Origin of the sequence: Rathayibacter rathayi (assembly GCF_004011095.1) — a bacterium.
GTDB classification, from domain to species: domain Bacteria; phylum Actinomycetota; class Actinomycetes; order Actinomycetales; family Microbacteriaceae; genus Rathayibacter; species Rathayibacter rathayi.
This window is the reverse complement of sequence record NZ_CP028129.1, coordinates 144,451-167,506: the sequence shown is the minus strand read 5'-3', so window position 1 is coordinate 167,506 and position 23,056 is coordinate 144,451. Positions and strand designations below refer to the sequence as shown.

Here is a 23,056-nt window from a genome sequence, read left to right as displayed (position 1 = left end):
CTGCGGGGCAGCAGGGGAGAACCCGGGCGAGTCGTTGACCGGGGCCGATTCACACAGGTGATTCGTCTCACGACGACTGTCGGAGACTCGGCCCACTTGACTAACAAACCCATCCGCACGAGAACGCGCGGTGTCAAGAGCCGACCGGGTGATTCTACACGCGCCTCCGCACCCTGGCTAGGGCGCCTCCTGCCTGGAGCCACTGGCCGCTACTGCGAGGCTCGCCGGGCGCGGTACGCCGCGACGTTCGCGCGGTTCCCGCAGTTCCCCGTGTCGCAGTAGCGTTTCGACCGGTTGCGCGAGAAGTCGACGAGTACCGCCTCGCAGTCCTCCGCGGCGCAGATGCGGATCCGCTCGCGCTCGTCTCCGCGGATCACATCGACGAACGCCATCGCCGCCTCGACCAGGATGCGCGTAGCGAGCGGGCTCTCGTCGCGCGTCGCGTGGAGGTGCCAGCCGTAGGGTCCGTGCCGCACCAGTTGCGGCAGCGCGCGTGCGGAGTCGAGCATCCCGTTCACCACGGGCACGAGATCCTCCTCGGCCCGGGTGAGCCAGAGAGTGCGCAGGGAGGAGCGGATCGCCCGCACCGCCTCCAGCTCGTCGGCCGATCCGTCGCGGCTGCCGGTGTAGCGGTTCTCGAGGAGAAAATCGTTCAACTGCTCGACCGTCGCCATCTCGTCCTCGCCGGAGGTCGAGAGTTCGGGGAGCGTGTTGACCAGGGTGGCTGTCGAGGTCAGCGACGCCTCGACGTCATAGGCGAACACCATGTTGACTCCTGACAGTGCGGCTCAGTAGTGTGCGATCAGCTCGTTGTCACGAGTGTAATCATCTTGACTCCTGAAGGGCCGGCCATGACCGCCGAGAGCACTGCCACCGCCGTCCTCCCCGACGCTGGAGCGCCGAAGTCCGCCCGCCGTCTCGGCTCCGGCCTCGTGATCGCCCTGGCCGCGTCGGCGGCGTTCGGTCTGAGCGGGCCCTTCGTGAAGCCGCTGCTCGAAGCCGGCTGGACGCCCGCGGCGGCGGTCCTCTGGCGGGCGGGCGGCGCAGCCGTGATCCTCGCGATCCCCGCCGTCCTCTCCCTCCGCGGCCGCCGGCATGTGCTCCGGCGGAACCTCGGCACGATCGCGCTTTACGGAGTGTTCGCGGTCCTCGCCGCTCAGCTCTGCTTCTCCAGCGCGATCGAGCACCTCTCCGTCGGTATCGCCCTGCTGATCGAGTACCTCGCCCCCGTCTTCCTCGTCCTGTTCGCCTGGGCGCGCACCCGCCGCCATCCCGGCCGCTTCACCCTCGCCGGCTCGGCGCTCGCGCTCGGCGGCCTCGTGCTCGTGCTCGACGTGTCCGGCGAGTCCTCGCCCGAGCTGATCGGAATCGCGTGGGCCTTGACCGCCTCGCTCGGCCTCTGCGTCTACTACGTCATCGCCGGTCGCGTCGATCCCGAGCTGCCGCCGATCGCGCTCACTGCGGGGGCGATGGTCGTCGGTGCGGTGATCCTGCTGGTCCTCGGGGTGCTCGGAGTGACGCCGCTGCGCGCGACCTTCGGCACCGTGCCGTTCGTCGGCGCCGAGGTGAGCTGGCTCCTGCCCGCGGGCGTGATCCTGGGCATGTCGACGGTGCTGGCCTATCTGCTCGGGATCGAGGGCGGACGCCGGCTCGGGACCCGCATCGCCTCCTTCGCCGGGCTGACCGAGGTGCTCTTCTCGATCGCGGCCGCGTGGTTGATCCTCGGCGAGCTGCCCGCGCCGATCCAGTTCGGCGGCGGCGCGCTGATTCTCGCGGGAGTGGTGCTGGTGCGTCTCCAGCGCGAGCCCAGTACCCCGTGATCTCGGGGGTGCCGGCACCACAGTGCCGGCGCCTCGTACGCTGATCGCACTCACGAGCGGGCCCGCCGTGCGGTGTTTCGCTCGGCCCGTCCGAGCCGCCGATCAGTCCAGCGAGCAACCCGGCTCAGCGGAGAGCGCCCGCTCGATCCGGGCACGGTGATCGCCAGACATCGGCGGCAGGGCGTCGGGCGCGAACCAGCCGACTTCGGTGGACTCGTCGTCGGCGACGTGGGCCTCCCCGGAGATCCAGCGGCAGCGAACCACCTGGTCGAGGTACTGCGCGCGGTCCCCGTTGGGGTACTGCATCGGGGGGAGGGTGTGCACCTGCACGAGGCGCTCGACCACGATCTCGACGCCCGCCTCCTCCTGCGCCTCCCGGCGGGCGGTACCGGCGACGGTCTCGCCCGGGTCGATGATGCCGGTGACGGCCGTCCAGGCACCGGTATCGGCGCGGCGCACGAGCAGGACTTCGAGCGTCGGCTCCTCACGGAGGATGACCGCGGTCACTCCGGTGAGCCAGAGCAGCTCGGTCCCGATCCGCTCGCGCAGCCGCAGGACGAACTCGGGAGTGGCCATCAGTGAGCCTCGGGCCGGAAGTCGAACGCGACGATGCCGGCCGTATCGACGAATGGCCCGACGAACTCCTTGAACACGTCGTGCGCCGGATCCCAGTGGGTGGGATCCTGGACCGCGGGGCGGCCAAGGTAGTAGTGCAGGTCGCCCTCGGACGAGAAGGTCAGCAGAAATGCGCGGTCGAATCCCTCGCCCGCGCCCTCGATGCTTAGCTGCGGCCCGGTCTCGATCGACTCGATGTAGGGCCGCCCGTCGCGCACGCACTCGTCGGCCAGAGCGAGGAAGCGCCGGACGACCTCTGCGGCCTCGGCGGCCAGTGCCGTCGGACGGAAGCGGATCAGGACGATGTGCCGCAGTATCCCGGGGCGGAAGTCCCGCGCGACGAAGCGCTCGGGGCCGATCTCATCGAGGACCGTTGCGGCCCGCTCCGGTCCGCTGCGCCAGCGCGAGCCGACCGTCTCGGCCGTGTCCCTGATGTCCGTCATGCCGGAACCTTCCCGGCGCGGGCGGCACGCCGCCGCTCACGATACCCCTCGACCAGGTTGTAGACGACGGGCAGCACCACGAGCGTCAGCACAGTCGAGGAGACCAGGCCACCGATCACGACGATCGCCAGCGGCTGCGAGATGAAGCCGCCGTGGCCGGTGATCCCCAGCGCCATCGGCAGGAGCGCGAAGATCGTCGCGAGGGCGGTCATCAGGATGGGCCGGAGCCGCCGCTCCGTGCCGTGCAGCAGCGCCTCCCGCACCGGCATCCCGCGGTCGCGATACTGATTCACCAGGTCCACGAGCACGATCGCGTTCGTCACCACGATGCCGATCAGCATCAGCACGCCGATCAGGGACGGCACACCCAGCGGCACGCCGGTGATGACCTGCAGGAGGATCGCGCCGGTCGCCGCGAACGGCACCGACACGAGCAGTAGCAGCGGCTGCAGGAGCGAGCGGAAGGTCGCCACCATCACGACGTAGACGATCAGGATCGCGACCAGCAGCGCGATGCCCAGCTGCGAGAACGCGTCGGCCTGGTCGGCCGTGACTCCGCCGAGGGAGGCGTCGACGCCGGCGGGCAGAGTGGTCGCGTCGATCGCGCTCTGCACGGCGATGTTCGCCGAAGCGAGGTCGTCGCCCTCCGGAGTGACCGTGATCGTCGCGGTGCGCTGGCCGCGCTCGGTCGTGATGGTCGCGGGGCCGTCCGTCTGCTCGACGGCGGCGAGGCTCGAGAGCGGGACGGTCCCGGTGAGAGTCGGCACCTCGAGGGTCCGCAGCTCCTCAACGGTCGCCGGCGGCTGCGCGTCGGCGAGGTAGATCGAGAGCGTGCGGTCCTCGATCACGACACTGCCGACCTGAGTGGGCTGCAGCGCCTGGCTGACGAGCGTGCCCACAGCCACCTCGCTGAGCCCGGCCCGCGCGGCGGCGTCGCGGTCGACGCGCACAGCGATGTAGGGCAGTGCGGAGGAGAGATTGCTCTCGGCCTGGCTGATCCCGTCGGTTCCGCGCAGAGCCCGGAGCAACTGGTCGCTCGCGCTCTGCAGGTCGCTCTGTGAGGCGGTCGAGAGGTCGACCTCGATATCCGAGGAAGCGCCGAAGCCGGAGGAGGTGGCAACGCTGATGTCCTCGGCCGAGGCGACGCTCGAGAGCGCGTCGCGGACGTCGGCCTGCACGGCCTCCTGGTCGGCCGACTCGTCAGTGGTGACGGAGTAGCGGATCGAAGTGCCGCCTCCGACTCCCCCACCGAAGGCGCTCTGCAGCCCGCCGGACGAGCCGACGGTGAGCTGCACGGTCTCGACGCCGCCGACGCCGAGGATGGCCGTACTCGCCTGCTGCGCCGTCGCGTCCTGCGCGTCGAGGCTCTGCCCGACGGGAACGCTCTGGGTGACGGTGAAGGTGTTCTGACCGCTCGCGCCGAGGAAGTTCGTCTTCATCAGCGGGTACAGCGCACCGGTCCCGACGAGCACGAGCAGCGCGAGGAGCACGGTGACGACCGAATGCTTCAGCGTCCAGCGGATGATCGGCCCGTAGACCGACTGCAACCCGCGCGCCCGACGGGGGGCGGCGTGGGCGCCGTGGTGCGGCGCTTCCTCGAGGCGGGCGGCGGTATCGGGGGCGGCGGTATCGGGGGCGAGGCTATCGGGGGCGAGGCTCGCGGCGAGGGTCCCGCCCGCAGCGGCGCGCTCCTCCGCGAGCGCCGCCTGCGCGGCCTGGCGCACGGCCGGCCGCTTCGAGGGGCGGAGGAACCAGTAGGCGAGCACGGGCACGATCGTCAGGGCGACGACGAGCGAGGCGAGCAGCGCGATCGACACGGTCAGTGCGAAGGGCCGGAACAGTTCGCCGGTGGTGCCGCCGACGAACGAGATCGGCAGGAACACCGCGACCGTGGTGATCGTGGACGCGGTAATCGCCCCGGCGACCTCGCGGACGGCCACCGCAATGGTCCCGGCCCGGTCCTCACCCGCGTCGAGGTGTCGCTTGATGTTCTCGATCACGACGATGGAGTCATCGACCACGCGGCCGATCGCGATCGTGAGCGCGCCGAGGGTGAGGATGTTGAGGGTGTAACCGGCCGTCTGCAGACCGATGAACGTGATCAGCACCGAGGTCGGGATCGAGATCGCCGTCACCAGGGTCGAGCGCACCGAGAGCAGGAACAGCAGGATCACCAGCACGGCGAAGACGAGGCCGAGCGCCCCCTCCTGCGCGAGCGAGGCGATCGACTCCTGGATGTACGGCGCTTGGTCGAAGACCGACGTGAAGGTCGCGTTCTCGCCGATCGAGGCCTCGAGGTCGGGCAGCAGCGCGCTGACGCCGGTCGACACGTCAACAGTGTTCGCGGCTGGGAGCTTGGTGATCGAGAGGGTGAGGGCTGGCTGGCCGTTCACTCGCGAGATCGAGGTGACGGGGGCGGCGGTGACGGCGACCGTGGCGACGGAGCCGAGGGTGCTGACGGTGGGGACCGCTGCCGCTGCGCCCGCGGCCGACCCCGCCGACGGCAGCAGCGGCAGCGCCGCGATCGCGTCGGTCGAGTCGAGCTTGACGCCCGACTGCACCGAGAAGGTCGAGCCGTCCTGGGTGATCCGGCCGCCGGCGACCAGGACGCCGTTCTGCTGCAGCGCCGAGCGGATGTCGCTGGTCGAGAGCCCGGCCGCCGCGAGCGCCGCGTCGTCGGGAGTGATCGTCACGCGCTGAGCACTCTCGCCGACCAGCGCTGCCTCGCGAACGCCGTCGACCTCCTCGAGGTCGGGGATGACCGTAGTGCGCAGCCGCTCGGCCAGCGCGTTCGCGTCGCCGTCGCTCGACACGGCGAGCTGGAGCACCGGCAGATCGTCGAGGGAGCCGGTGACCACCTGCGGATCGACGTCGTCCGGGAGCGTGCTCCTGATCCGGTTGATGGCCTGCAGGATCTTCTGCTCGGCGGTGGCCAGATCGGTGCCGTAGGTGAAGGACGCCGCGATCAGCGAGGAGTCGGTGGAGGACGTCGCGCTGGTCGTCTCGAGCCCCGGTACCCCCTGGATCGCGGTCTCGATCGGCGTCGAGACGTCGTCGTTGACCACCTCCGGAGCAGCGCCCGGGTAGGACGTGACGACGGCGAGCTGGGGGAAGGAGATCGACGGCGCGAGCTCCTGCTTGAGCCCGGTCAGGGCGACGCCGCCGAAGACGGCGATGACGACAGTGACGAGCGCGATGAGCGCCCGGTTCTTCATGCTGAGGACCGCGAGGAGATGCACCCTCCGAATCTTCCATCAGCCGACTGAGTATTTGACGGGACAGTGCGTCCGGGATCGCCCTTTCGCGGCGAGCCCGGCCCCCACGAGTCGTCACGGATTCCCCCTCAGCTCAGCCGGACATCCGCAGCGGAGGATCCCGCCCGCAGACTCACCGATCCGGTCGCCCTGCGGACGAGAGCGCGAAGTCCCGGCGAACGCCCGCACGCCGATCCGACCCTCCGCGTCCGTCCGGAGCACCGTCCGCGCGAGCCACCACTGCCCGCGGGTCCGCGAGCGCAGCGCCTCGTAGGCCGGCTTCGGGCTTGCGTCTCGGCGCAGGAATCCGCCGGGGCCCCGAGCCAGGCGCCGACATCGTCGAATCCCCAGTAGGTGATCGCGTCGACCGCAGGATGCGCGACGAGGGTCTCGTAGTGCCGCACCATCTCCTCCGCCTGCCGCACCTCACCCCGGAAGCCCTGGTGCCTGTGCGATTGCAGGCCGATCGCGTCGGGGCGGATCCCGGCCTCGAGCACCTCCTCGATCAGCCGCTCGTACTCGGGCCCGAGGTCAAAATCGTTGAGCACGAGGGTCGGACCCGTGCCAAGGCTGCGCGCCTGCGAGAAGGCCAGCTCGACCATGCCGACCCGTCCCTTCTTCTGCGCGAGGCGGGTGACGGCGTCGGTCACGCCGTCCGGGTCGTTCTCGAAGCGCGGCAGGATCACCACCTCGTTGATCGCGTCCCACGTCTCGATGAGTCCGGCGAAGTCCCCCCACTTCGCGGCTGTTTCGCGCGCGAAGGAGTCGCTCGGCTTCCTCCAGCGGCAGCGCGTCGAGCCACCTCGGTGTGACGGAGTGCCAGACCAGCGGATGCCCCGTCAACCGGACGCCGTCGGCGGCGAGCGCGCGCCTCCGCGAGGACGGCCTCCGTCGAGGTGCGGCCGCGCTCGGGCTCGAATCGGCCCCAGTACACGGGAAGAATGGCCGTATCGAACAGGTCGAGCCAGAGCCGCCGCTCCTTGGCCCGAGCAGGGTCGGTGCTCGGCGGGGTGCAGCCGAAGGTGAAGGCGTGGCGACGCTGCTCGATGCTCACGTCGGCGTGGGCGAGTGCAACGCCGTCGGCGCCGAGGACGGTGACGAGGGCGTCGGCGAGACGGGGGCTGACGTCGAGGGCGCGAGTCATGGCACTACCCTTCCAGAGCTGAAGCAGTCGCGCGGCCCGGTCGCGGCGCCGCGGCGGAGAGTTTTCTCCTGCCCAAGCGTCCCGGCACGACCTCCGAGCACTCCGACCGAATGCCCAGGGCACGACCTGTTCGCAGTGCTGGTGCATCGCCGACGTCGCGCGCCGTATTAGCAATGATGGTTTCTCGACTACACCAAGGAGTGATGACAGTGCGGGTACAAGTCTTACGGGGCCGTCGGGGCCTTCTGATCGCTGCCGCCGCCGTTTTGGTCACGGTCTCGGTGGGCGCGGGAGTCGCTATCGCCGGATCGGCTGAGGGCCACAGCGTGACCGAGGCGACGGGAGCGCTCCACGACACCGGGGCACTGATCGTGCAGCGGATCGACCTGGCAGACCCGGTGGCCGGCTCGAAGTGGCTCAGCGGTGCACCGATCGACGACGCGCAGCGCGAGGCCGTCGTCGTGGACGAGGCCGTCCAGCGTGCCACCGAGCAGGGGGTCGACACCGAGCTCGTCCGCCGAGTCTTCCGCGCACAGATCGAGGCCAGCAAGGTGGTGCAGCGCGGTCTGATGGAGCAGTGGAAGCAGCATCCGGACGAGGCCCCCACGTCGGCCCCCGAGCTCGGCGCCGTGCGCACCCGCCTCGACGAGATCGGCGGCTCCCTGGTGAACACCCTCGGACAGGCCGCGAGCATCGCTGCGAGCCCCGAGTGCCCGAGCCTCGTCGCCGCCGAACGAGAGCGGGACACGGCGAACCTCGACGATCTGCATCGAACGGGTGTCGAGACCGCCTGGCAGACCTTCTGCTCGGAGTGAGCAGCCCCCGACGACTCAGACCACATCGGCCAGGTAATCAGACCACATCGGCCAGGTAGCCCGGGTCGGCCGCTGGATGACGGGCGACCTGCGCCCACGCCGCCGCGAGCGCCTCGACGGCGCGGTCGGTCGCTGCCGGCGAGTAGCCGATAGGGATGCGCAGGAAGCGTTCGAAGGCGCCGTCAATCCCGAACCGCGGACCAGCGGTGATCAGCAGACCCGCCGTTCGGGCGGCGAGCGCAAGCTGCGAACTCGCGGGCCGGCCGAGACCGACCCAGGTCGAGAGGCCGCCCGAGACGCGCGGCACGCTCCACTCCGGGATCGTGTTCGCCAGCGCCATCTCGAGGTGGTCGCGGCCCGCCCGCAGCTGCGAGCGGCGCAGCTCCAGCACCCCGTCCATCCGCCCGAGCATGTCGGCAACCAGCAGCTGCTCGAGGATCGGCGTGCCGAGATCGCTCGCCGAGCGCGCGAGTGCCAGCTTGCGGATCACCGCCCGCTCGGCGCGGATCCAGCCGATCCGGATCCCGCCCCACAGCGTCTTGCCCACGGAGCCGATCGAGAGCACGGTGCCCTCGGGCCCGTAAGCGGCGAAGGGTAGCGGTGACATCTGCCGGTCGATGTCGAGTTCGGCCGTCGTCTCGTCGGCGATGATCAGGGTGCCCTGCCGGGCGGCCGCGGCGATCGCCCGCTCCCGCAGTTCGGGGGCCATCGAGCGGCCGGTCGGATTGTGGAAGTCGGGCATCAGGTAGGCCAAGCTCGGACTGGTCCCCCGCAGCGCGGCGATCAGGCCCTCGCTGTCCCAGCCGTCGGCACCATCAACATTGACCGATACGAGTCGCGCGCCGGCCAACCGCAGCGCCTCGTAGGCGTGCGGGTACGTCGGCGCCTCAATCAGCGCCCGCTCACCTCGGGCGAGGAGGGTTCGCGCAACGAGCGCGATCGCGTGCTGCGCGCCGATCGTCACCATGATCTGTCCAGGCTCGGTGCGCAGGCCCCGCGCGGTGTAGCGCTCGGCGATCGCCCGGCGCAAGACCGGCAGGCCGACAGTGTCGTAGGAGCCGGAGTCGAAGTGCTCGGGAGCCAGCTGCGCCGCTCGGGTATACGCCTCGGCCAGCTCGGGGACGGCGGGCAGCGCCGCCTTCGTGAAGTCGAGGAAGTCCGGCGCGAGCGAGGGCACGGCGTGCACCATCGCTCCGGGGAGGCGCGTCACGCTGCCGGAGCCGCGCACGCTGACGAGGTAGCCGCTGTCGCGCAGCTCGCGGTAGGCGGCGGCGACGGTCGTCCGGCTGACGCCGAGGCGGGCCGAGAGCTCGCGCTCGGCCGGGAGGCGGCTGCCGGCGGGGATGCGGCCGTCGATTCCCAGGAGGCGGATCCGGTCGGCCAGCGCGAGGTAGGCAGGGCGGGTGCCGCGCTGCTCTCGCCAGTCGCCGAGGAGGGTCTGCAGGGCGCGAGCGCCGAAGTGGACATCAGCCATGCGTCCAAGGTAGCCGGATTGGACCGCGCTAAGAAGGCCAGTGGCGCGCTGTAGTGGCTCCATGACGATCACCACTCCGGCCGCCGCTCCCCCGGCGAGCCAGTGGCGCCTCCGCCCCGTGCCGCGCCTGCTGCTCGGCCTCGTGCTCTACGGCTTCGCCGACGCGATGATGATCCGTGCGGCGATCGGAGTGGACCCCTGGACGGTCTTCGCGCAGGGCCTCGCTCACCAGACCGGACTCGGGATCGGACTGCTCACCAACGTGATCGGCCTGCTCGTCCTGCTGCTGTGGATCCCGCTCCGGCAAAGACCCGGCCTCGGCACGGTGCTGAACGTGCTCGTGGTCGGCACGATGATAGATGTCGGCCTGCGCGTGCTGGCGACGCCGGAGCAGTGGTGGGCGCGCGGCCTGCTCTTCGCCGGCGGACTGGTTCTGCTCGCGGTGGCCAGCGGAATCTACATCGGCGCGCACCTGGGCCCCGGCCCGCGCGACGGGCTGATGCTGGGCCTGCACACCCGGACGGGCCTCCCCCTGTGGATCGGCCGGTCCGCCGTCGAACTGACGGTGCTCATCCTCGGCTGGCTGCTCGGCGGTGACGTGGGCCTGGGCACCCTCCTCTTCGCGGTACTGATCGGTCCTCTCTGCTCGGTGACGCTCCCCCTGCTCGGAGTCCACCGGCGGTGAGTGGCCACCTCCCTCTGGCTAGTCGCGCCTGCGCTTGAGGCGCATCGGCGTTCGCAACCGAGGTGGAACGGGCCCAACCGTGGCGTGAGCGGGCTCGTGGACGTTTCTGACCTCGGTGAGGCGCTCGCGGCGAGGACCTAGCGCGTCCCCGCGGACGCCGAGCGCGTCCGCCCCAGCTCCTCCGAGTCCCGAGTCGAGGTGATGCCGTCGGTAATCGAGGTGCCTGCGGCTGGCGCCTCGTGCTCGTCCGCGCCGAGCGTGGTCTCATCGAAGGGTGAACGTCCGCCGAGAACCTCGCGGACCTGCACCATGTCAATCTGCTTGGTCCAGGTGCCCACGAGCAGCGTGGCGACCGCGTTGCCGGTGAAGTTGGTGACCGCGCGCGCCTCCGACATGAAGCGGTCGATGCCCACGATCACACCGACGCCGTTGACTAGGTCGGGGCGGAAGGACTGGAGGCCGCCGGCCAGCGTGGCCAGACCCGCTCCGGTGACGCCCGCGGCGCCCTTGGAGGCGATCATCATAAACAGCAGGAGCCCGATCTGCTCCGGGATCGACATCGGCGTGCCGGTTGCCGAGGCGATGAAGAGCGACGCCATCGTGAGGTAGATCGCGGTGCCGTCGAGGTTGAAGGAGTAGCCGGTGGGCACGGTGATGCCGACGACGGGCTTGGAGACTCCGAGGTGCTCCATCTTCGCAATCAGGCGGGGCAGCGCCGCCTCCGAGGAGGAGGTGCCGACGATGAGCAGGTACTCGCGGGCCAGGTACTTCATCAACGACAAGATGTTGACGCCGGTGACCATCCGCAGCAGCAGACCCAGGACCACGATCACGAAGATCGCACAGGTGAGGTAGAAGCCGACCATCAGGGTGGCGAGCGCGACGACCGCGCCCCAGCCGGTCTTGCCGACGACCGCGGCGATGGCGCCGAACGCGCCGATCGGGGCGACCCAGAGCACCATCGAGAGGATGCGGAAGACCAGGACCTGCAGCTGCTTGATCACCCCGAGGATCGGCTGGCCCTTGGCGCCCATCTTCTGCAGCGCGAAGCCGACGAGCAGCGCGACGAAGAGGGTCTGCAGGATGCTGCCGTCCACCAGCGAGGAGAACAGCGAGACGGGGATGATCCCGAGGATGAAGTCGGAGGCGCTCTCGGCCTTGAGGTCGCTGGTGTCGTAGGTGGCGCTCGAAATGTCCAGGCCCTCACCCGGGTGCAGGATGTTGCCGACGACGAGGCCGATTGCCAGGGCGAAGGTCGACATCACGATGAAGTAGCCGAGCGCAAGACCGCCGACCTTGCCGACCGTGGCGGCCTTCGCGATCGAGCCGATGCCGATCACGATGGTGCAGAAGATGATCGGCGCGATCATCATCTTGATCAGTCCGACGAACGCCTTACCGACGGGCTCCAGCGTCGCCGCGAACGCGGGGGCGACGAGTCCGACGATGATGCCGGCGACCACAGCGATGATGACGGCGATGTACAGCCAGTGGTTGCGGTCGATCCGTCGCCGGGTCTTCGGCGGAGTGACCGCGGGGATCAGCCGATCGTGCGGCGTGCGAGGCGTCTTCGCCATGAGGTGTCCTTCTCTTCGTCGAGGTGAGGGGGTAGAACGATGGTGGCTCCGCCTCGAAGGCGCGGCACGGTTGCGTTCATACTGTTCACGGCGAGGCTGGCCACGGCGCGTCGCCGCGGGCGCGCGCTGACGAGGGAGTGGCATGGTCAGGACGACGAGCGCACGCGGGCCGCGCGGGAGTATCGCAGCCCGCCTCTTCGTCGTGCAGCTGCTCTGCATCCTGCTGATCGCGGCCGCGGCCGTCGCCGTGCTCGCACTCGACGCGCGCGGCCGGGCGGGCGAGGAGGCGGCGCAGCGCAGCCTCGTCGTCACTCGCACCGTGGCCGACAACCCGTTCGTGCTCGAAGCCGCGGGCGAGCCGGATCCGGCCGCGACCCTGCAGCCCTACGCCGAGGAGATCATGCGCGACACCGGCGTCGACTTCCTCACCATCATGAATCCGGACCGCACCCGCTACACCCACCGCGACCGCGACCAGATCGGCCTGCCGTTCCGCGGCACGATCCAGCCCGCGCTGGAGGGCCGCACCTTCACCGAGACGTATACCGGCACGCTCGGCCCCTCGGTGCGCGCCGTCGCGCCGATCGAGAACGCCGGCGGCACGGTGGTCGCTCTCGTTTCGGCCGGAGTCACCCTCTCGAGCGTGGACGCCTCCTTCGCCGCCCGCGTGCAGGTCGTCGCCTGGGGCGCGCTCGGGGCGGTCGCGCTCGGCGCGCTCGGCTCGTGGCTCCTCGCCCGCTACCTACGCCGCGTCACCGGCGGGCGGGGCCCGGAGCAGATGAGCCAGGTGTTCGCCTACTACGAGTCGGTGCTGCGCTCGGTGCGGGAGGGGCTGCTGCTGGTGGACGACCGCGGCCGGCTGGTGCTCGCCAACGACCACGCGCTGGAGCTGCTGGGGCTCGAGGGACTGCGGACGCCGGTGCCGGTCGCCGAGCTCGACGTCCCCGACGCGCTGCGCGAACTGCTGCAGGACGACCAGCCCGTCTCGGACCGCCTGGTCGTGGCGCGCGAGCGGATCCTCGTGGTGAACGAACGGCCGGCCGCCTCCCCCGGTGACCGGCCGATGGGCACGGTCATCACGCTGCGCGACCGCACCGAGCTGCAGCGGGTGAGCGGCGAGCTGGAGTCACTGCGCACCCTGTCCGACGCACTGCGCTCGCAGACCCACGAGTTCTCGAACCGCCTGCACACCATCGCCTCGCTGATCGAGCTCGGCCGACCGGGCGAGGCCCTCTCGTTCGCGGCCGGCGAACTGAACCTCAGCCAGCGCCTGGCCGACCGGGTCCTCGGCTCCGTGCAGGAGCCGGTGATCGCCGCACTGCTGCTGGGCAAGGCCGCGCAGGCCCGCGAGCGCGGCGTCGGGCTGCACTTCGAGACGCACCTCGAGCCCGGCACGCAGGGCCTGGAGCCGGGGGACCTGGTGACGGTGCTGGGCAACCTGATCGACAACGCCCTCGACGCGGCCTCCTCCTCCGCTCCGGAGCGCGAGCCGTGGGTCGAGGTCTACCTCGGCCTCGCGGAGGGCGAGCTGGTGGTGCAGGTCTCGGACAGCGGTCCCGGAGTCGAGGAGGCCGCGGACGTGTTCGCGCGCGGCTACTCCACGAAGGAGTCGGACGGCTTCGGCCGCGGCATCGGCCTGGCGCTGGTGCAGCAGGTGGTGGAGCGGCTCGGCGGCACGATCGAGGTCTCGCGTCACATCGGCGCGGTGTTCACCGTGCAGCTGCCGTTGCCCGCACGGGTGGCGTCGTGATTCGGGTGCTCGTCGTTGAGGACGAGCCGCTGACCGCGAGCGCTCACGCCGACTACGTCCGCCGGATCGAGGGTTTCGAGGTGGCTGCGGTCGCCGGCAGCGGGGCGGAGGCGATCCGGGCCCTGCGCGCGGATCCGGGGATCGCGCTGATCCTACTCGACATGAACCTGCCGGACATGGGTGGCCTCGACCTCTGCCGGGCCGTCCGGGCGGCGGGTCTGGACGTCGATGTGATCGCGATCACCGCCGTCCGCGACGCCGCGGTCGTGCGCGCCTGCGTCGCCGCCGGCATCGTGCAGTATCTGATCAAGCCCTTCGTGTTCAGCATGTTCGCGGCGAAGCTCGCCAGCTACCGGGCCTACCGAGAACGGATGCACGGCGCCGACATCGCCAGTCAACACGAGGTCGACGGCGCCTTCGCGGCGCTGCGCACCTCCAACGCTCCGGGCCTGGCCAAGGGTCTCTCCGCCGAGACGCTCGAGGCCGTCACTGCGCTGCTGGGCCCCGTCGGCCTCTCGGCCGCCGAGCTCGCCACCCGCCTCGATATCTCGCGGGTGACGGCTCGCCGCTACCTCGAGCATCTCGCCGACTCCGGAGTCGCGGACCGCGCGCCCCGCTACGGCTCCCCCGGCCGCCCGGAGCTGGAGTACCGCCGCCGCTGAGCGCGCGTCACGCGGCCAGCACCGCTCGGGCGATCTCCTCCTCGACCAGATCGTCGTTGATCGCCGCGCCCACGCGCAGGCCGTCGGCGGCGGAGGCGAGCACCTGCGACATCGGCTCGACCAGCGAGCCCGCGGCGAACACCCCGGGCACGCCCGTCCGTCCCATCGGATCGACGGCGAGGTGCCGCGCGACGCCCGACGCATGATCCGCGAGCGCCAGCCCGAGCCCCTCCGGAAGCCGCCCCTGCACCCGCGGGCCGACGACGACCGCGTCGAGCTCGTGCCGCCGCCCGTCGATCACGACGCCCACCAGGCGGTCTTGCTCGACGAGGACCCTCTCGATCAGGCCAGGCACGAGGGCGATCCCGCGCGCGGCGAGCGCCGCCGCCTCCTCACCCGTCGGCGCGGGCGCCCCGTTCAGCAGGATCGACGTCCGCTCGCTGAGCTGCCGGAACATCTGCGCCTGGTGCGCCGCGAACGAGCTGCCGAGCACGCCGATCCGCTGCCCGCGCACCTCGAAGCCGTGACAGTACGGGCAGTGCAGCACGTCGCGCCCCCAGCGCTCGGCGAGCCCGGGAACGTCCGGCAGCAGATCGCGGACGCCGGTCGCGAGCAGGAGGCGGCGGGCACGAAGGACCGTTCCGTCGGCGAGGGTCGCCGTCACCCCCTGCGGGCCCGCTGAGGCGCGCACCGCGTCGCCCGCAGCGACCCGAGCCCCGTAACCCTCGGCCTCCGCGCGGGCCAGGCGCACCAGCTCGGTCGGTGACCTGCCGTCTCGGGTCATCACGTTGTGCGCGCCGGGCGAGGGCGCGTTCCGCGGCGGTCCGCCGTCGACCAGGAGGACGTCGCGGAGACTGCGGCCCAGGGCCGTGGCGGCGGCGAGGCCGGCGAAGGACGCGCCGAGGATGAGGACGTCGGCGGCGGCAATGGTGGCGGCAGGGGTGGCGGTCATGTCGGCGATGCTCCGCCGACACGCGCGAATCCGCGAGGATCCGTGCTGTTCCGGCATGCGCCGCGACTCCCCGTGTCAGGATGGCGCCGTGCCCGAGACCCCACCCGCCCCCTCCGACGACGAGATCGTCGCCGCCGTCGGACCGCGCCTGCGACGCCTCCGCACCCGCCGCGACCGCACTCTCGCCTCCCTCGCGGCCGAGACCGGCATCTCGGCGAGCACCCTCTCGCGCCTCGAAAGCGGGGGGCGGCGCGCCACGCTCGAGCTGCTCCTCCCGATCGCCCGCGCCCTCGGGGCGCCGCTCGACGAGCTCGTCGGGGCCGCGCCGGAGGATCCGCGAGTGCACGGGCGGCCGGTGCGCCGCAACGGCATGCTTATCCAGCCGCTCAGCCGCGATGCGGGGGCGCTCCAGGCGTTCAAGCACACGCTCCCGCCCGGGCCGGTCACGGAACCCGGTGAGCAGGGCACGCACGAGGGCTTCGAGTGGCTCTACGTCCTCAGCGGGCGGCTCCGCCTGCGCCTCGGCGAGCACGACCTGGTGCTGCCGGCAGGCGAAGCCGCCGAGTTCGACACCCGGGTGCCGCACTGGTTCGGCCGCGCCGACGAGCAGCAGGTCGAGTTCCTCAGCCTGTTCGGCCGCCAGGGCGAGCGGATGCACGTCCGCGCGTCGACGCGCCGCTGAGCGCCCTCACGCCTCGACGAGCACCTCGCGCACGAAGCCCGTGGTGCGCGAGCGCAGAGTCGCGATCGGCTCCGCCCGCGCCGCCTCGACATCGAATCCGACGGAGGCGACCGGCGGCCGCTTCCGCACAGTGGCCGAGCACGGGAAGTCGGCGCAGACCAGCGGACCGAGTGAGTCGCCCGCCCATCCGTCCGCGCCGGCTTTCCTCGCCCCGAAGAGGACGACATCGTTCGAGAGCTGCACGTCGCGGCACCACGAGCACTGCGCCCGCGCGCGGGGCAGCGCGTCCGCCTGGGTAAGCACGACGCCGACCAGACGCTCCTTAAGCCGACCAGACGCTCTTTAAGGGGGACGACGACATCTGCGCCTTCGAGCCAAGGCCGGGATCAACCCAGGTGGGCGACGCTTCCCGCCACCCCGCCACCCCGATAGTGGGGCGGGATTCAGATGAGCATCCTCCTAGACGTGAGGTTCTCTCCACCGTACGCTACGACCAAGGGGGAAACGCCTACTTCCACATAATGAAGGAGAAATTCTACAGTGCGCATATCAGCCCTAGCCAGCATCGCCCTACTTGCTGTCCTCACATGTTCGGTAACAGCCGCGGCGACGCCTTCTCCTGCACCTCCATCCCCATCAGACCAGAAACAAGAAGACTCCTGGGAATTCTCTCCCGAGGTGCAGGACTTCATTGATCACACCGGCTGGGACCGTCTGAACTATGAGCGCGGCGCCGGGTCACTTCTTGACTGGCTCGAGGAGAACAAGGCACAGGATCAGGGCTTCCTCTTCGGCGCCGTCTCCGCCGACAACCGAAGCTACGAACTCTATTGGAGCGGAGCTTCACCACTGAGGGCGGCTGCGGTCACCAAAGGCGAAGAGTTGAACCTCGACGTGACGATCGTCGAGCGTCCATTCGCCTGGAAGGACATCGACCGGCAGGCCAGAGCAACAATGGATGCCGCCGATGAAGTTCGGAAGTTCGGGTTCGCAATCAATGCCGTCGAAACACTGAGTAAGAACACCTCGGATCTTATCGTCGTCGGGTCATACGTCGACCCGAACACAGCACAAGAAGTGGACTCCCTCGGCGACGAAGCGCGTGTGGCGATTGATTCCCGCGTTCAGGAGAAGCTTTCATCACTTGGCCCGATTACGACGCAGATCATGTCCGATGTGAACTCCGTGAACCACGCTACAGCGACACGCAACGACGACTCCAGCCCGTACTACGGCGGAGGATTCATGTACTCGTACTACATCATCAAGGCGAACAGCGGAGTCTGCTCGTCGGGGTTCTCACTGCGATTTGACTCGAGCGCTGCGACGACTACCGCGCGTCATTGCCGACCGCCCGGGGGGTCGTGGACGTCGTACAGCAACTACTCGTCCCATCTCGGCGGCATCTCCGCGACGTCTCCTGACTATGGAGCCGCGCGCCTCGAGTCCGCGGGCTCTGGCAGGGTCTTCAACGGCGGAGTGAACTCCTCGGCAAGCGTTCCGGTGAAGGGACACCAAGCTGTCGGAATCGGAAACGAAGTGTGCTCCGATGGCGGGAATACCGGCGTGTCCTGCGGTGGCGTCATCGACAACATGGCGGTTCTGTGGAACGACGGGCAAGGCGACCCCTTCTACAATATCCAGGCCAAGAAGGACAGCTGGATCAACGCGGGCGGGAACAGTGGTGGACCGGTGATCGTGCCCTGGTCCAACGGCTTCGGGGCAGTCGGGATGATCCAATACGGCAACACTCCGACATCGTGCCCTTCGCTGGCGCATTCGCAGGATGTCGACTGCTATGGAGGAGTCGGCTTTACCTCGATCCAGTCTATTGCTAACGCCTGGGGGGCGACTCTCATCACAGGATAGGCTCAGAGCGGAGGGCGAGGCGTCTCCGCGCCCCGCCCTCCTCGTTCCGCTCGAACACACCGGAGGTCAGGCATTGCTCTGATGGGAAAAGTGACAATGCGAACGAGGACGAGTAATGCTGAAATACTGGCGCAGAGGCTGATACCGAGAAAGACACTGGCTGGCTCGTCCAACGATGTCAGACGTGTAGCCCACAGGGCCGCCACCATTCTCGCGACTTCCATGAGACCACAGGCAAAGAACGCGTGCTGTATTCCCTGAGCCATTGCCATGAAGCCGCCGGCAACCGCCCATGCAGCATAGAGAAAGAGTGATCCGAGGCAGACTCCGATGCGGAGTAGGTAGTTATCCGTGACCTGCAACTCGAAGAGCAGCGTCAAAGAGATTCCGACTCCTACAGCCGCGAAAGTCCACCTCGACGTCCGGCGAGCGAAGACACCGGCAAGCACAGCCCAACCCAGTGCAGATGCGACTATCCCCGCAATTCCGATACTCCCCACTCCGCTCGCCATCGTGGCGATATTCTCACCTCGTTCGGACTGCACTGCTCGGATCAGCCTGTGGACCGAGTTGATCACAGTGAGAGATGCTCCGGCAACGAGGAGAACACTTGCGAGGGTCGCTCCCCATCCCGAGGCCGCGAAACGTGAACGACAATATTCATGAAAGCCGACCACGCGAATCATGACACGTTCGCGAGTGGCCGGTGCTCGCCGCATCGTTGCGTCATCGCGGTTCAGCTGGACGCCAATGCCCGCGTCGAGGTCATGGTCCCGCCAGTGTGGCGAATAACACTTCTGCGTCTGCTCATCACCGGTTCCACTCATACACAATTCTCCCTCGCGACGATGACGCTTATTCCCGTTGCGCTCACACTTGAGTCTGAGAGCTTCTTCACCTGGCCATCACCGAGTATCCGTGTGACTGATCCAGCGAGAGGGCGGTCGGTACTCAGTATGCAATGACCCCCTCGGCGTGGTTCATGGGTTTACCGTATGCGCGTGCCGGGCATGTTCCCGACCCCGATCCAGTGGGTGTCGCCTAGGGCGGGATCAGCCCATGTGGGCGACGGGCGACTGCTGCTCTCCCGCGGCCCCGGCGTCGTGCGCCGCGACTCCGGTGAGCGCGAGATTCTGCAGCGCCGGTGTCTGGGCGGAGGTCGGCGACCGGCTCGGCGGCGTCCCCGCCCTGGAGGCCCGGGTCCTTGAGTGGCAGCGCGCCGGAGTCGTCGATGCGAGCTGGTCGGCCGATGACCTCTTCATCGCCCTCCTCGGCCTCTGCGAGATCTGGCACCTCACCCCCTTCGCCTCCCGCGGCGGCGAGGAGACGCGGGATCGCCGCCGCGCCTTCGTCGTGCACGTCGCGCAGCTCGTGGGCACTCCGCGCTGAGGCGGCTCAGCCGGTGGGCGGCGGCGCGGTGGGGATCGACGTCGGCATCAGCTGCCCCGGTCGCGGCTGCAGCACGATCCCCTCATCGCCCGGCAAGACCACGCCTGCCGCACGCTGCGCCTCATCGTCGAGGAGGAGCGCTTCGGCGTCGCCGGGCGCGCACCGCATGACGGCCCCGATGTTGTACTGGTTCTCGACCGCACCCGTATCAAAACTCGCCCGCAGCACCGGCCCACCCTCCCCATACACCGTCGGCCGCGGAGTGGTATCCGTCACCCGAACCCTCATCCCCAGCGACTCCCAATACTCCGCAACCTTCCGAGCATCACCCTCGACATCAGTCCCCGCAGGCGCCCACCAGTCATAGCTATAACTCGCCCCCTTAACCCCCTCGCCCAAGCCGCACTCATCCGGCCGCGCCTCTCCCGTGCGCGGCCGCCACCCCTCGACATCAAGGCGTCCCGCGGACTCCCGCACGAACTCCACCACCCGATCCCGCCCCTCCCGAGGACTCATCGTGCTCACCGGCCTCGCCTCCCTCTCCGCACATCCAGCCATCGTGCCCACCAGCAGGACAACGGCGACCACGGACACCGCACGCAGAAGGGCGTCAGTCCTCGCACCCTTCACTCCGGAGCGCTCTGATCTGCGCCCGGAGCCGGGGTCGGGGTCGGTTGACCCGGTCGCGGCTGCAGCACGATCCCCTCATCGCCCGGCAAGACCACGCCTGCCGCTCGTTGCGCCTGGTCTTCATCGAGGAGCGATGCGAAGTCGCCCGGACTGCACGGCATGACCGCGTCGATCAGGTACTGATCCTCTACAGCTCCGGTATGAAAACTCGCGCGCAGGACCGGCCCACCCTGCCCATAGACATTGGGCCACGAAGTCGGCCCCGTCACATTCACCGTCATCCCCAGCGACTCCCAATACTCCGCAACCTTCCGGACATCACCCTCGAAATCAGTCCCCGCAGGCGCCCACCAGGCATAGCTATAACTCGCACCCTTCACCCCCTCGCCCAGCCCACACTCATCCGGCCGCGACGCCCCATTACGCGGCCACCACCCCTCGACATCAAGGCGTCCCGCGGACTCCCGGACAAACTCCACCACCCGATCCCGCCCCTCCCGAGGACTCATCGTGCTCACCGGCCTCGCCTCCCTCTCCGCCGCACAGGCAGACAACGTCAGCACCAGCAAGACAGCTGACACGACCGGGACGACAGAGCGGACGCCCCGAATCATTTCTGCGGCTGAACGCCGAGCGCAGTGGTCCCGACCGGCGGGTCCCGCGGATCCGGCTTCGGTACGACCCCTTCATCACCCGGCAGAACTTCACCCGCGTCGCGCCGCGCGTTGTCCTCGTCCAGCAACTCTTCGGCGTCGCCGGGCGCGCACCGCATGACGGCCCCGATGTTGTACTGATTCTCGACCGCACCCGTATCGAAACTCGCCCGCAGCACCGGCCCACCCTCCCCATACACCGTCGGCCGCGGAGTGGTATCCGTCACCCGAACCCTCATCCCGAGCGACTCCCAATAGTCCGCGACCTTCCGAGCATCCCCCTCGACATCAGTCCCCGCAGGCGCCCACCAGTCATAGCTATAACTCGCCCCCTTCACCCCGTCGCCCAGCCCACACTCATCCGGTACCGCGGCACCGCTGCGCGGCCACCACCCCTCGACATCCAGACGTCCCGCGGAGTCCCGCACAAACTCCACCACCCGATCCCGCCCCTCCCGAGGACTCATCGTGCTCACCGGCCTCGCCTCCCTCTCCGCACATCCAGCCATCGTGCCCACCAGCAGAAGGACGGTCGCTGTGACCGCAATCCGCCTCTGTTCACCAAGTGTGCGCATTGCTGAATCCCTTGATCATTTGCTTCTGCATCTTTGTCATGCCGAGCGGCTTGTTCTCCGTGAGCAGATCGGTCTGCCCCGAGATAGCTCGGGCAGCGTTGCGGAGCGACTCCGTGCCTTTATCCAGGTATCCCGCGACATCACCGTCGTCGCTCTTCAGCGCAGCATGCTCCGTCACGATCCTTCCGGCGTCGCCGCCGGTCTCGACTCCGAAGACTGTCGCTCCGAAGTCCTCGTCGGCGGGGTTCGTGTGGTGGTCCCAGCTGAAGTCCCGGCCCACCCACGCGGCCTCGTCGCCACTCTCGGTCTCGCCGAAGTACTTGTCTCGCGCCTGCCCCGCGTACACGGCCTCCGCGTGCAGGTCGCTCGCCTCGTCAACGCTGTCCGGCAGGCCGGCCGAACCCAGCGTCACGACGACCCCGAGCTCGACGTCCGAGCGCGAGGCGGCGACCGCCATGACGGTACTGCCGTAGGAGTGGCCGACGACGTTCGGCTTCGGGATGTCGTCGCCACGGACGGCCGAGAGCCCCTGCACCGCGGAGGCGAGAGCGGCTCCGCCGGCGACGGCCTCCTTCGAGGTGAAGACGTCACCGCCGTCCTCACTGACCGTCGGCATCGGCGGAGTCTCGTAACCGATCCAGGCGACGACCGCGCTGCCGGGCGGGAGGAGCGACTGCAGATTCTGCGAGGCCTTCGTCCACTCGGTCATACTTTCCGTCGTCTGCCCCATCCCGGGGACGGCGTAGGTGACGTTCGTCGCGGTGTCGAGATCGCCGATCGACACGGCGGCGAGGGGTGGCTCGGCGTCGGTGAGGGAGATGAGGAAGCGGGGGTCCCATCCGAAGCGGTGCGTTAGAGACGCCCGGATGTTCGTCAGCGCCGCCAACTGCGACTCCACCCCCGTCAGCCGCTGCGCCGCCTCGTCGCTCCCCTCCCCGCGCAGACTCGCCGCCTCCCCCTCCAGCGCCGCGATCCGCGCCGTGAGCACGCTCTCGTTCGCCGTCGCCCGCGCACCGTACGGCACTCCCTCGAGGTTCCCGATCACCCCGGGCAGACCAGCGACCAGCGCCTCCTGCTGCGGCGAGAAACGCGCGCCGTCGGTGGAGTTAAGGCTCCGCCACCACTCGTTCACCACAGCAGGGGCGACCCGTCCGAGCCGCGCCGCGAGGTCGGGCGACGAGGCGAGGAGTGTCGCGAGGTCGTCGGCCGAGAGCGTCGAGAGGGAGTCCAGCAGGCTCCGGCCGCCGAGGGGCTTCGCGAGGGTACCGATGACGTCGAGAACGGGGGTGGAAAGCTCTCCTCCACCGGCGGCGGTGAAGGCCAAGGAGATCTGCTCGACCCAGCTGGCGGTGTCCGCGCCGATCGAGAGCAGCTCGCGGAAGCCCCGGAGCACCGAGAAGGACTCCACCGGCGCCCACGAGCAACGGTTGCCGAACACTCCCCAGGCCGTCATCGCCTCCTCGAGCCGCCACCGCAGCGCCTGATCGGCCTGCCGGATCTCGGAGACGAAGACGTCGAGGTGCTCGGGATCGGCGGAGGTCATGCCGTCGACGGCCTGCCCGCCCACCGAGGTGTGGACCAGAGAGATCGGCGAGAATACCGCCGAGATCGGTGGCGGCACGATCGGCTGGTCCGAGGGCGGCCGGTCGAAGACGTCGTCGACCCCGGCGGCGAGGGCCGCGACGGGGTCGGCACGGCGTCGCTGCTCGCGCTCGGCCGCTCGCTGCTCCCAGGCGGCGTATTCCTCGCGGCGCTGGCGCTCCCGCGCGGCACAGCTGGCGACGAGCCGCACCAAGTCCGCGAGTTCATACAGTTGCCCGCTGAGCCGGTTGCGGTTGTCGGTCTCGCAGAAGCAGACCTGCCGGAACAGCTCCGAGTAGACGCCACGGAACTCCCGGAGCGCCCACTCCATAGCTGCCGACCGCAGCAGGCCCTGGGTCGAGAGCGCGAGAGCCGCCTGCTCAGAGACGTCGGCGAGGGCCGCTGCCGCGGCGTCGTCGAAGGGAAATGTCATGATCGCCTCCCGAGTGAGAACATCTCGGAAAGGCTAGATCAGACGCTACGGTC

At 69.5% G+C, this 23,056-nt stretch carries 21 protein-coding genes; 8 read left to right on the top strand and 13 right to left on the bottom strand.

All coding sequences use genetic code 11. The features are described from left to right. Positions 1–209: 209 nt before the first annotated feature. The gene (locus C1O28_RS00880) at positions 210–767 is read right to left on the bottom strand and encodes a CGNR zinc finger domain-containing protein (protein ID WP_097166252.1); all 558 of its coding nucleotides are present in this window, start codon (positions 765–767) and stop codon (positions 210–212) included. A gap of 84 nt (positions 768–851) precedes the next feature. On the opposite strand from C1O28_RS00880, the gene C1O28_RS00875 reads away from it, so the two are divergent. After that, on the top strand, positions 852–1,820 hold the full coding sequence (locus tag C1O28_RS00875; RefSeq protein WP_097166251.1) for an EamA family transporter: 969 nt from the start codon (positions 852–854) through the stop codon (positions 1,818–1,820). A 102-nt stretch (positions 1,821–1,922) separates the two neighbouring features. On the opposite strand, the gene C1O28_RS00870 is transcribed toward C1O28_RS00875, so the two are convergent. The 5 genes from C1O28_RS00870 to C1O28_RS15490 all read right to left on the bottom strand — a co-directional run bounded on the left by C1O28_RS00870 (position 1,923) and on the right by C1O28_RS15490 (position 7,276). Further along, positions 1,923–2,396 carry an NUDIX hydrolase gene (locus C1O28_RS00870; protein WP_097166250.1) on the bottom strand — a complete coding sequence of 158 codons (474 nt, stop codon included), beginning with the start codon at positions 2,394–2,396 and terminating at the stop codon, positions 1,923–1,925. Continuing rightward, positions 2,396–2,878, bottom strand: coding sequence for a Dabb family protein (locus C1O28_RS00865; RefSeq protein WP_097166249.1), 483 nt, complete (start codon positions 2,876–2,878; stop codon positions 2,396–2,398). The genes C1O28_RS00870 and C1O28_RS00865 overlap by 1 nt, the downstream gene beginning before the upstream one ends. Further along, the gene (locus C1O28_RS00860) at positions 2,875–6,117 is read right to left on the bottom strand and encodes an efflux RND transporter permease subunit (protein ID WP_097166248.1); all 3,243 of its coding nucleotides are present in this window, start codon (positions 6,115–6,117) and stop codon (positions 2,875–2,877) included. The genes C1O28_RS00865 and C1O28_RS00860 overlap by 4 nt, the downstream gene beginning before the upstream one ends. A 104-nt stretch (positions 6,118–6,221) precedes the next feature. Then, on the bottom strand, positions 6,222–6,818 hold the full coding sequence (locus C1O28_RS15495) for a glycoside hydrolase family protein (RefSeq protein WP_243392049.1): 597 nt from the start codon (positions 6,816–6,818) through the stop codon (positions 6,222–6,224). Continuing rightward, entirely contained in the window at positions 6,815–7,276 is a 462-nt protein-coding gene (locus C1O28_RS15490) for a hypothetical protein (protein WP_237398082.1), read from the bottom strand. Before C1O28_RS15490 ends, C1O28_RS15495 begins: the two co-directional genes overlap by 4 nt. A gap of 209 nt (positions 7,277–7,485) precedes the next feature. On the opposite strand from C1O28_RS15490, the gene aroQ reads away from it, so the two are divergent. Further along, positions 7,486–8,091, top strand: a complete 606-nt coding sequence (gene aroQ / locus C1O28_RS00850; RefSeq protein WP_160487548.1) for a gamma subclass chorismate mutase AroQ — start codon at positions 7,486–7,488, stop codon at positions 8,089–8,091. A 37-nt stretch (positions 8,092–8,128) separates the two neighbouring features. Here the strand turns inward: aroQ and yczR are convergent, their stop codons facing one another. Next, entirely contained in the window at positions 8,129–9,565 is a 1,437-nt protein-coding gene (gene yczR / locus C1O28_RS00845) for a MocR-like transcription factor YczR (RefSeq protein WP_097166246.1), read from the bottom strand. A gap of 61 nt (positions 9,566–9,626) precedes the next feature. Between yczR and yczE the strand changes: the two genes are divergently transcribed. Further along, on the top strand, positions 9,627–10,250 hold the full coding sequence (gene yczE, locus C1O28_RS00840) for a membrane protein YczE (protein WP_097166245.1): 624 nt from the start codon (positions 9,627–9,629) through the stop codon (positions 10,248–10,250). 137 nt (positions 10,251–10,387) lie between these two features. On the opposite strand, the gene C1O28_RS00835 is transcribed toward yczE, so the two are convergent. After that, a complete protein-coding gene (locus C1O28_RS00835) occupies positions 10,388–11,827 on the bottom strand; it encodes a cation:dicarboxylate symporter family transporter (protein ID WP_097166244.1) in 1,440 nt (479 codons plus the stop codon). 142 nt (positions 11,828–11,969) lie between these two features. Between C1O28_RS00835 and C1O28_RS00830 the strand changes: the two genes are divergently transcribed. Together C1O28_RS00830 and C1O28_RS00825 are read left to right on the top strand one after the other, a co-directional pair. Next, complete coding sequence (locus tag C1O28_RS00830; RefSeq protein ID WP_097166243.1) at positions 11,970–13,577, top strand: sensor histidine kinase; 1,608 nt, start codon at positions 11,970–11,972, stop codon at positions 13,575–13,577. Next, positions 13,574–14,239, top strand: a complete 666-nt coding sequence (locus C1O28_RS00825) for a response regulator (RefSeq protein ID WP_097166242.1) — start codon at positions 13,574–13,576, stop codon at positions 14,237–14,239. The genes C1O28_RS00830 and C1O28_RS00825 overlap by 4 nt, the downstream gene beginning before the upstream one ends. A 7-nt stretch (positions 14,240–14,246) precedes the next feature. Here C1O28_RS00825 and C1O28_RS00820 read toward each other — a convergent pair whose 3' ends face one another. Beyond that, a complete protein-coding gene (locus C1O28_RS00820; protein WP_097166241.1) occupies positions 14,247–15,191 on the bottom strand; it encodes an NAD(P)/FAD-dependent oxidoreductase in 945 nt (314 codons plus the stop codon). Between the two features lie 88 nt (positions 15,192–15,279). Here C1O28_RS00820 and C1O28_RS00815 point away from each other — a divergent pair, with 88 nt between their 5' ends. Next, entirely contained in the window at positions 15,280–15,873 is a 594-nt protein-coding gene (locus C1O28_RS00815) for a helix-turn-helix domain-containing protein (protein WP_243392048.1), read from the top strand. Between the two features lie 6 nt (positions 15,874–15,879). Here C1O28_RS00815 and C1O28_RS00810 read toward each other — a convergent pair whose 3' ends face one another. After that, the gene (locus C1O28_RS00810) at positions 15,880–16,188 is read right to left on the bottom strand and encodes an FBP domain-containing protein (RefSeq protein WP_097166239.1); all 309 of its coding nucleotides are present in this window, start codon (positions 16,186–16,188) and stop codon (positions 15,880–15,882) included. Positions 16,189–16,551: 363 nt separating this feature from the next. Between C1O28_RS00810 and C1O28_RS00805 the strand changes: the two genes are divergently transcribed. After that, the gene (locus tag C1O28_RS00805) at positions 16,552–17,742 is read left to right on the top strand and encodes a chymotrypsin family serine protease (protein WP_097166238.1); all 1,191 of its coding nucleotides are present in this window, start codon (positions 16,552–16,554) and stop codon (positions 17,740–17,742) included. Between the two features lie 1,119 nt (positions 17,743–18,861). Continuing rightward, the gene (locus C1O28_RS00800; RefSeq protein ID WP_127821388.1) at positions 18,862–19,131 is read left to right on the top strand and encodes a hypothetical protein; all 270 of its coding nucleotides are present in this window, start codon (positions 18,862–18,864) and stop codon (positions 19,129–19,131) included. Between the two features lie 6 nt (positions 19,132–19,137). On the opposite strand, the gene C1O28_RS00795 is transcribed toward C1O28_RS00800, so the two are convergent. The 3 genes from C1O28_RS00795 to C1O28_RS00785 form a co-directional block, all read right to left on the bottom strand. After that, positions 19,138–19,407 (bottom strand): hypothetical protein, encoded by a 270-nt coding sequence (locus C1O28_RS00795; protein WP_127821387.1) that lies wholly within the window; start codon positions 19,405–19,407, stop codon positions 19,138–19,140. Positions 19,408–20,371: 964 nt separating this feature from the next. Beyond that, positions 20,372–20,641, bottom strand: coding sequence for a hypothetical protein (locus C1O28_RS00790; protein ID WP_127821386.1), 270 nt, complete (start codon positions 20,639–20,641; stop codon positions 20,372–20,374). Positions 20,642–20,972: 331 nt separating this feature from the next. Beyond that, positions 20,973–23,003, bottom strand: a complete 2,031-nt coding sequence (locus C1O28_RS00785; RefSeq protein WP_102063254.1) for an alpha/beta hydrolase — start codon at positions 23,001–23,003, stop codon at positions 20,973–20,975. Between the last annotated feature and the right edge of the window lie 53 nt (positions 23,004–23,056).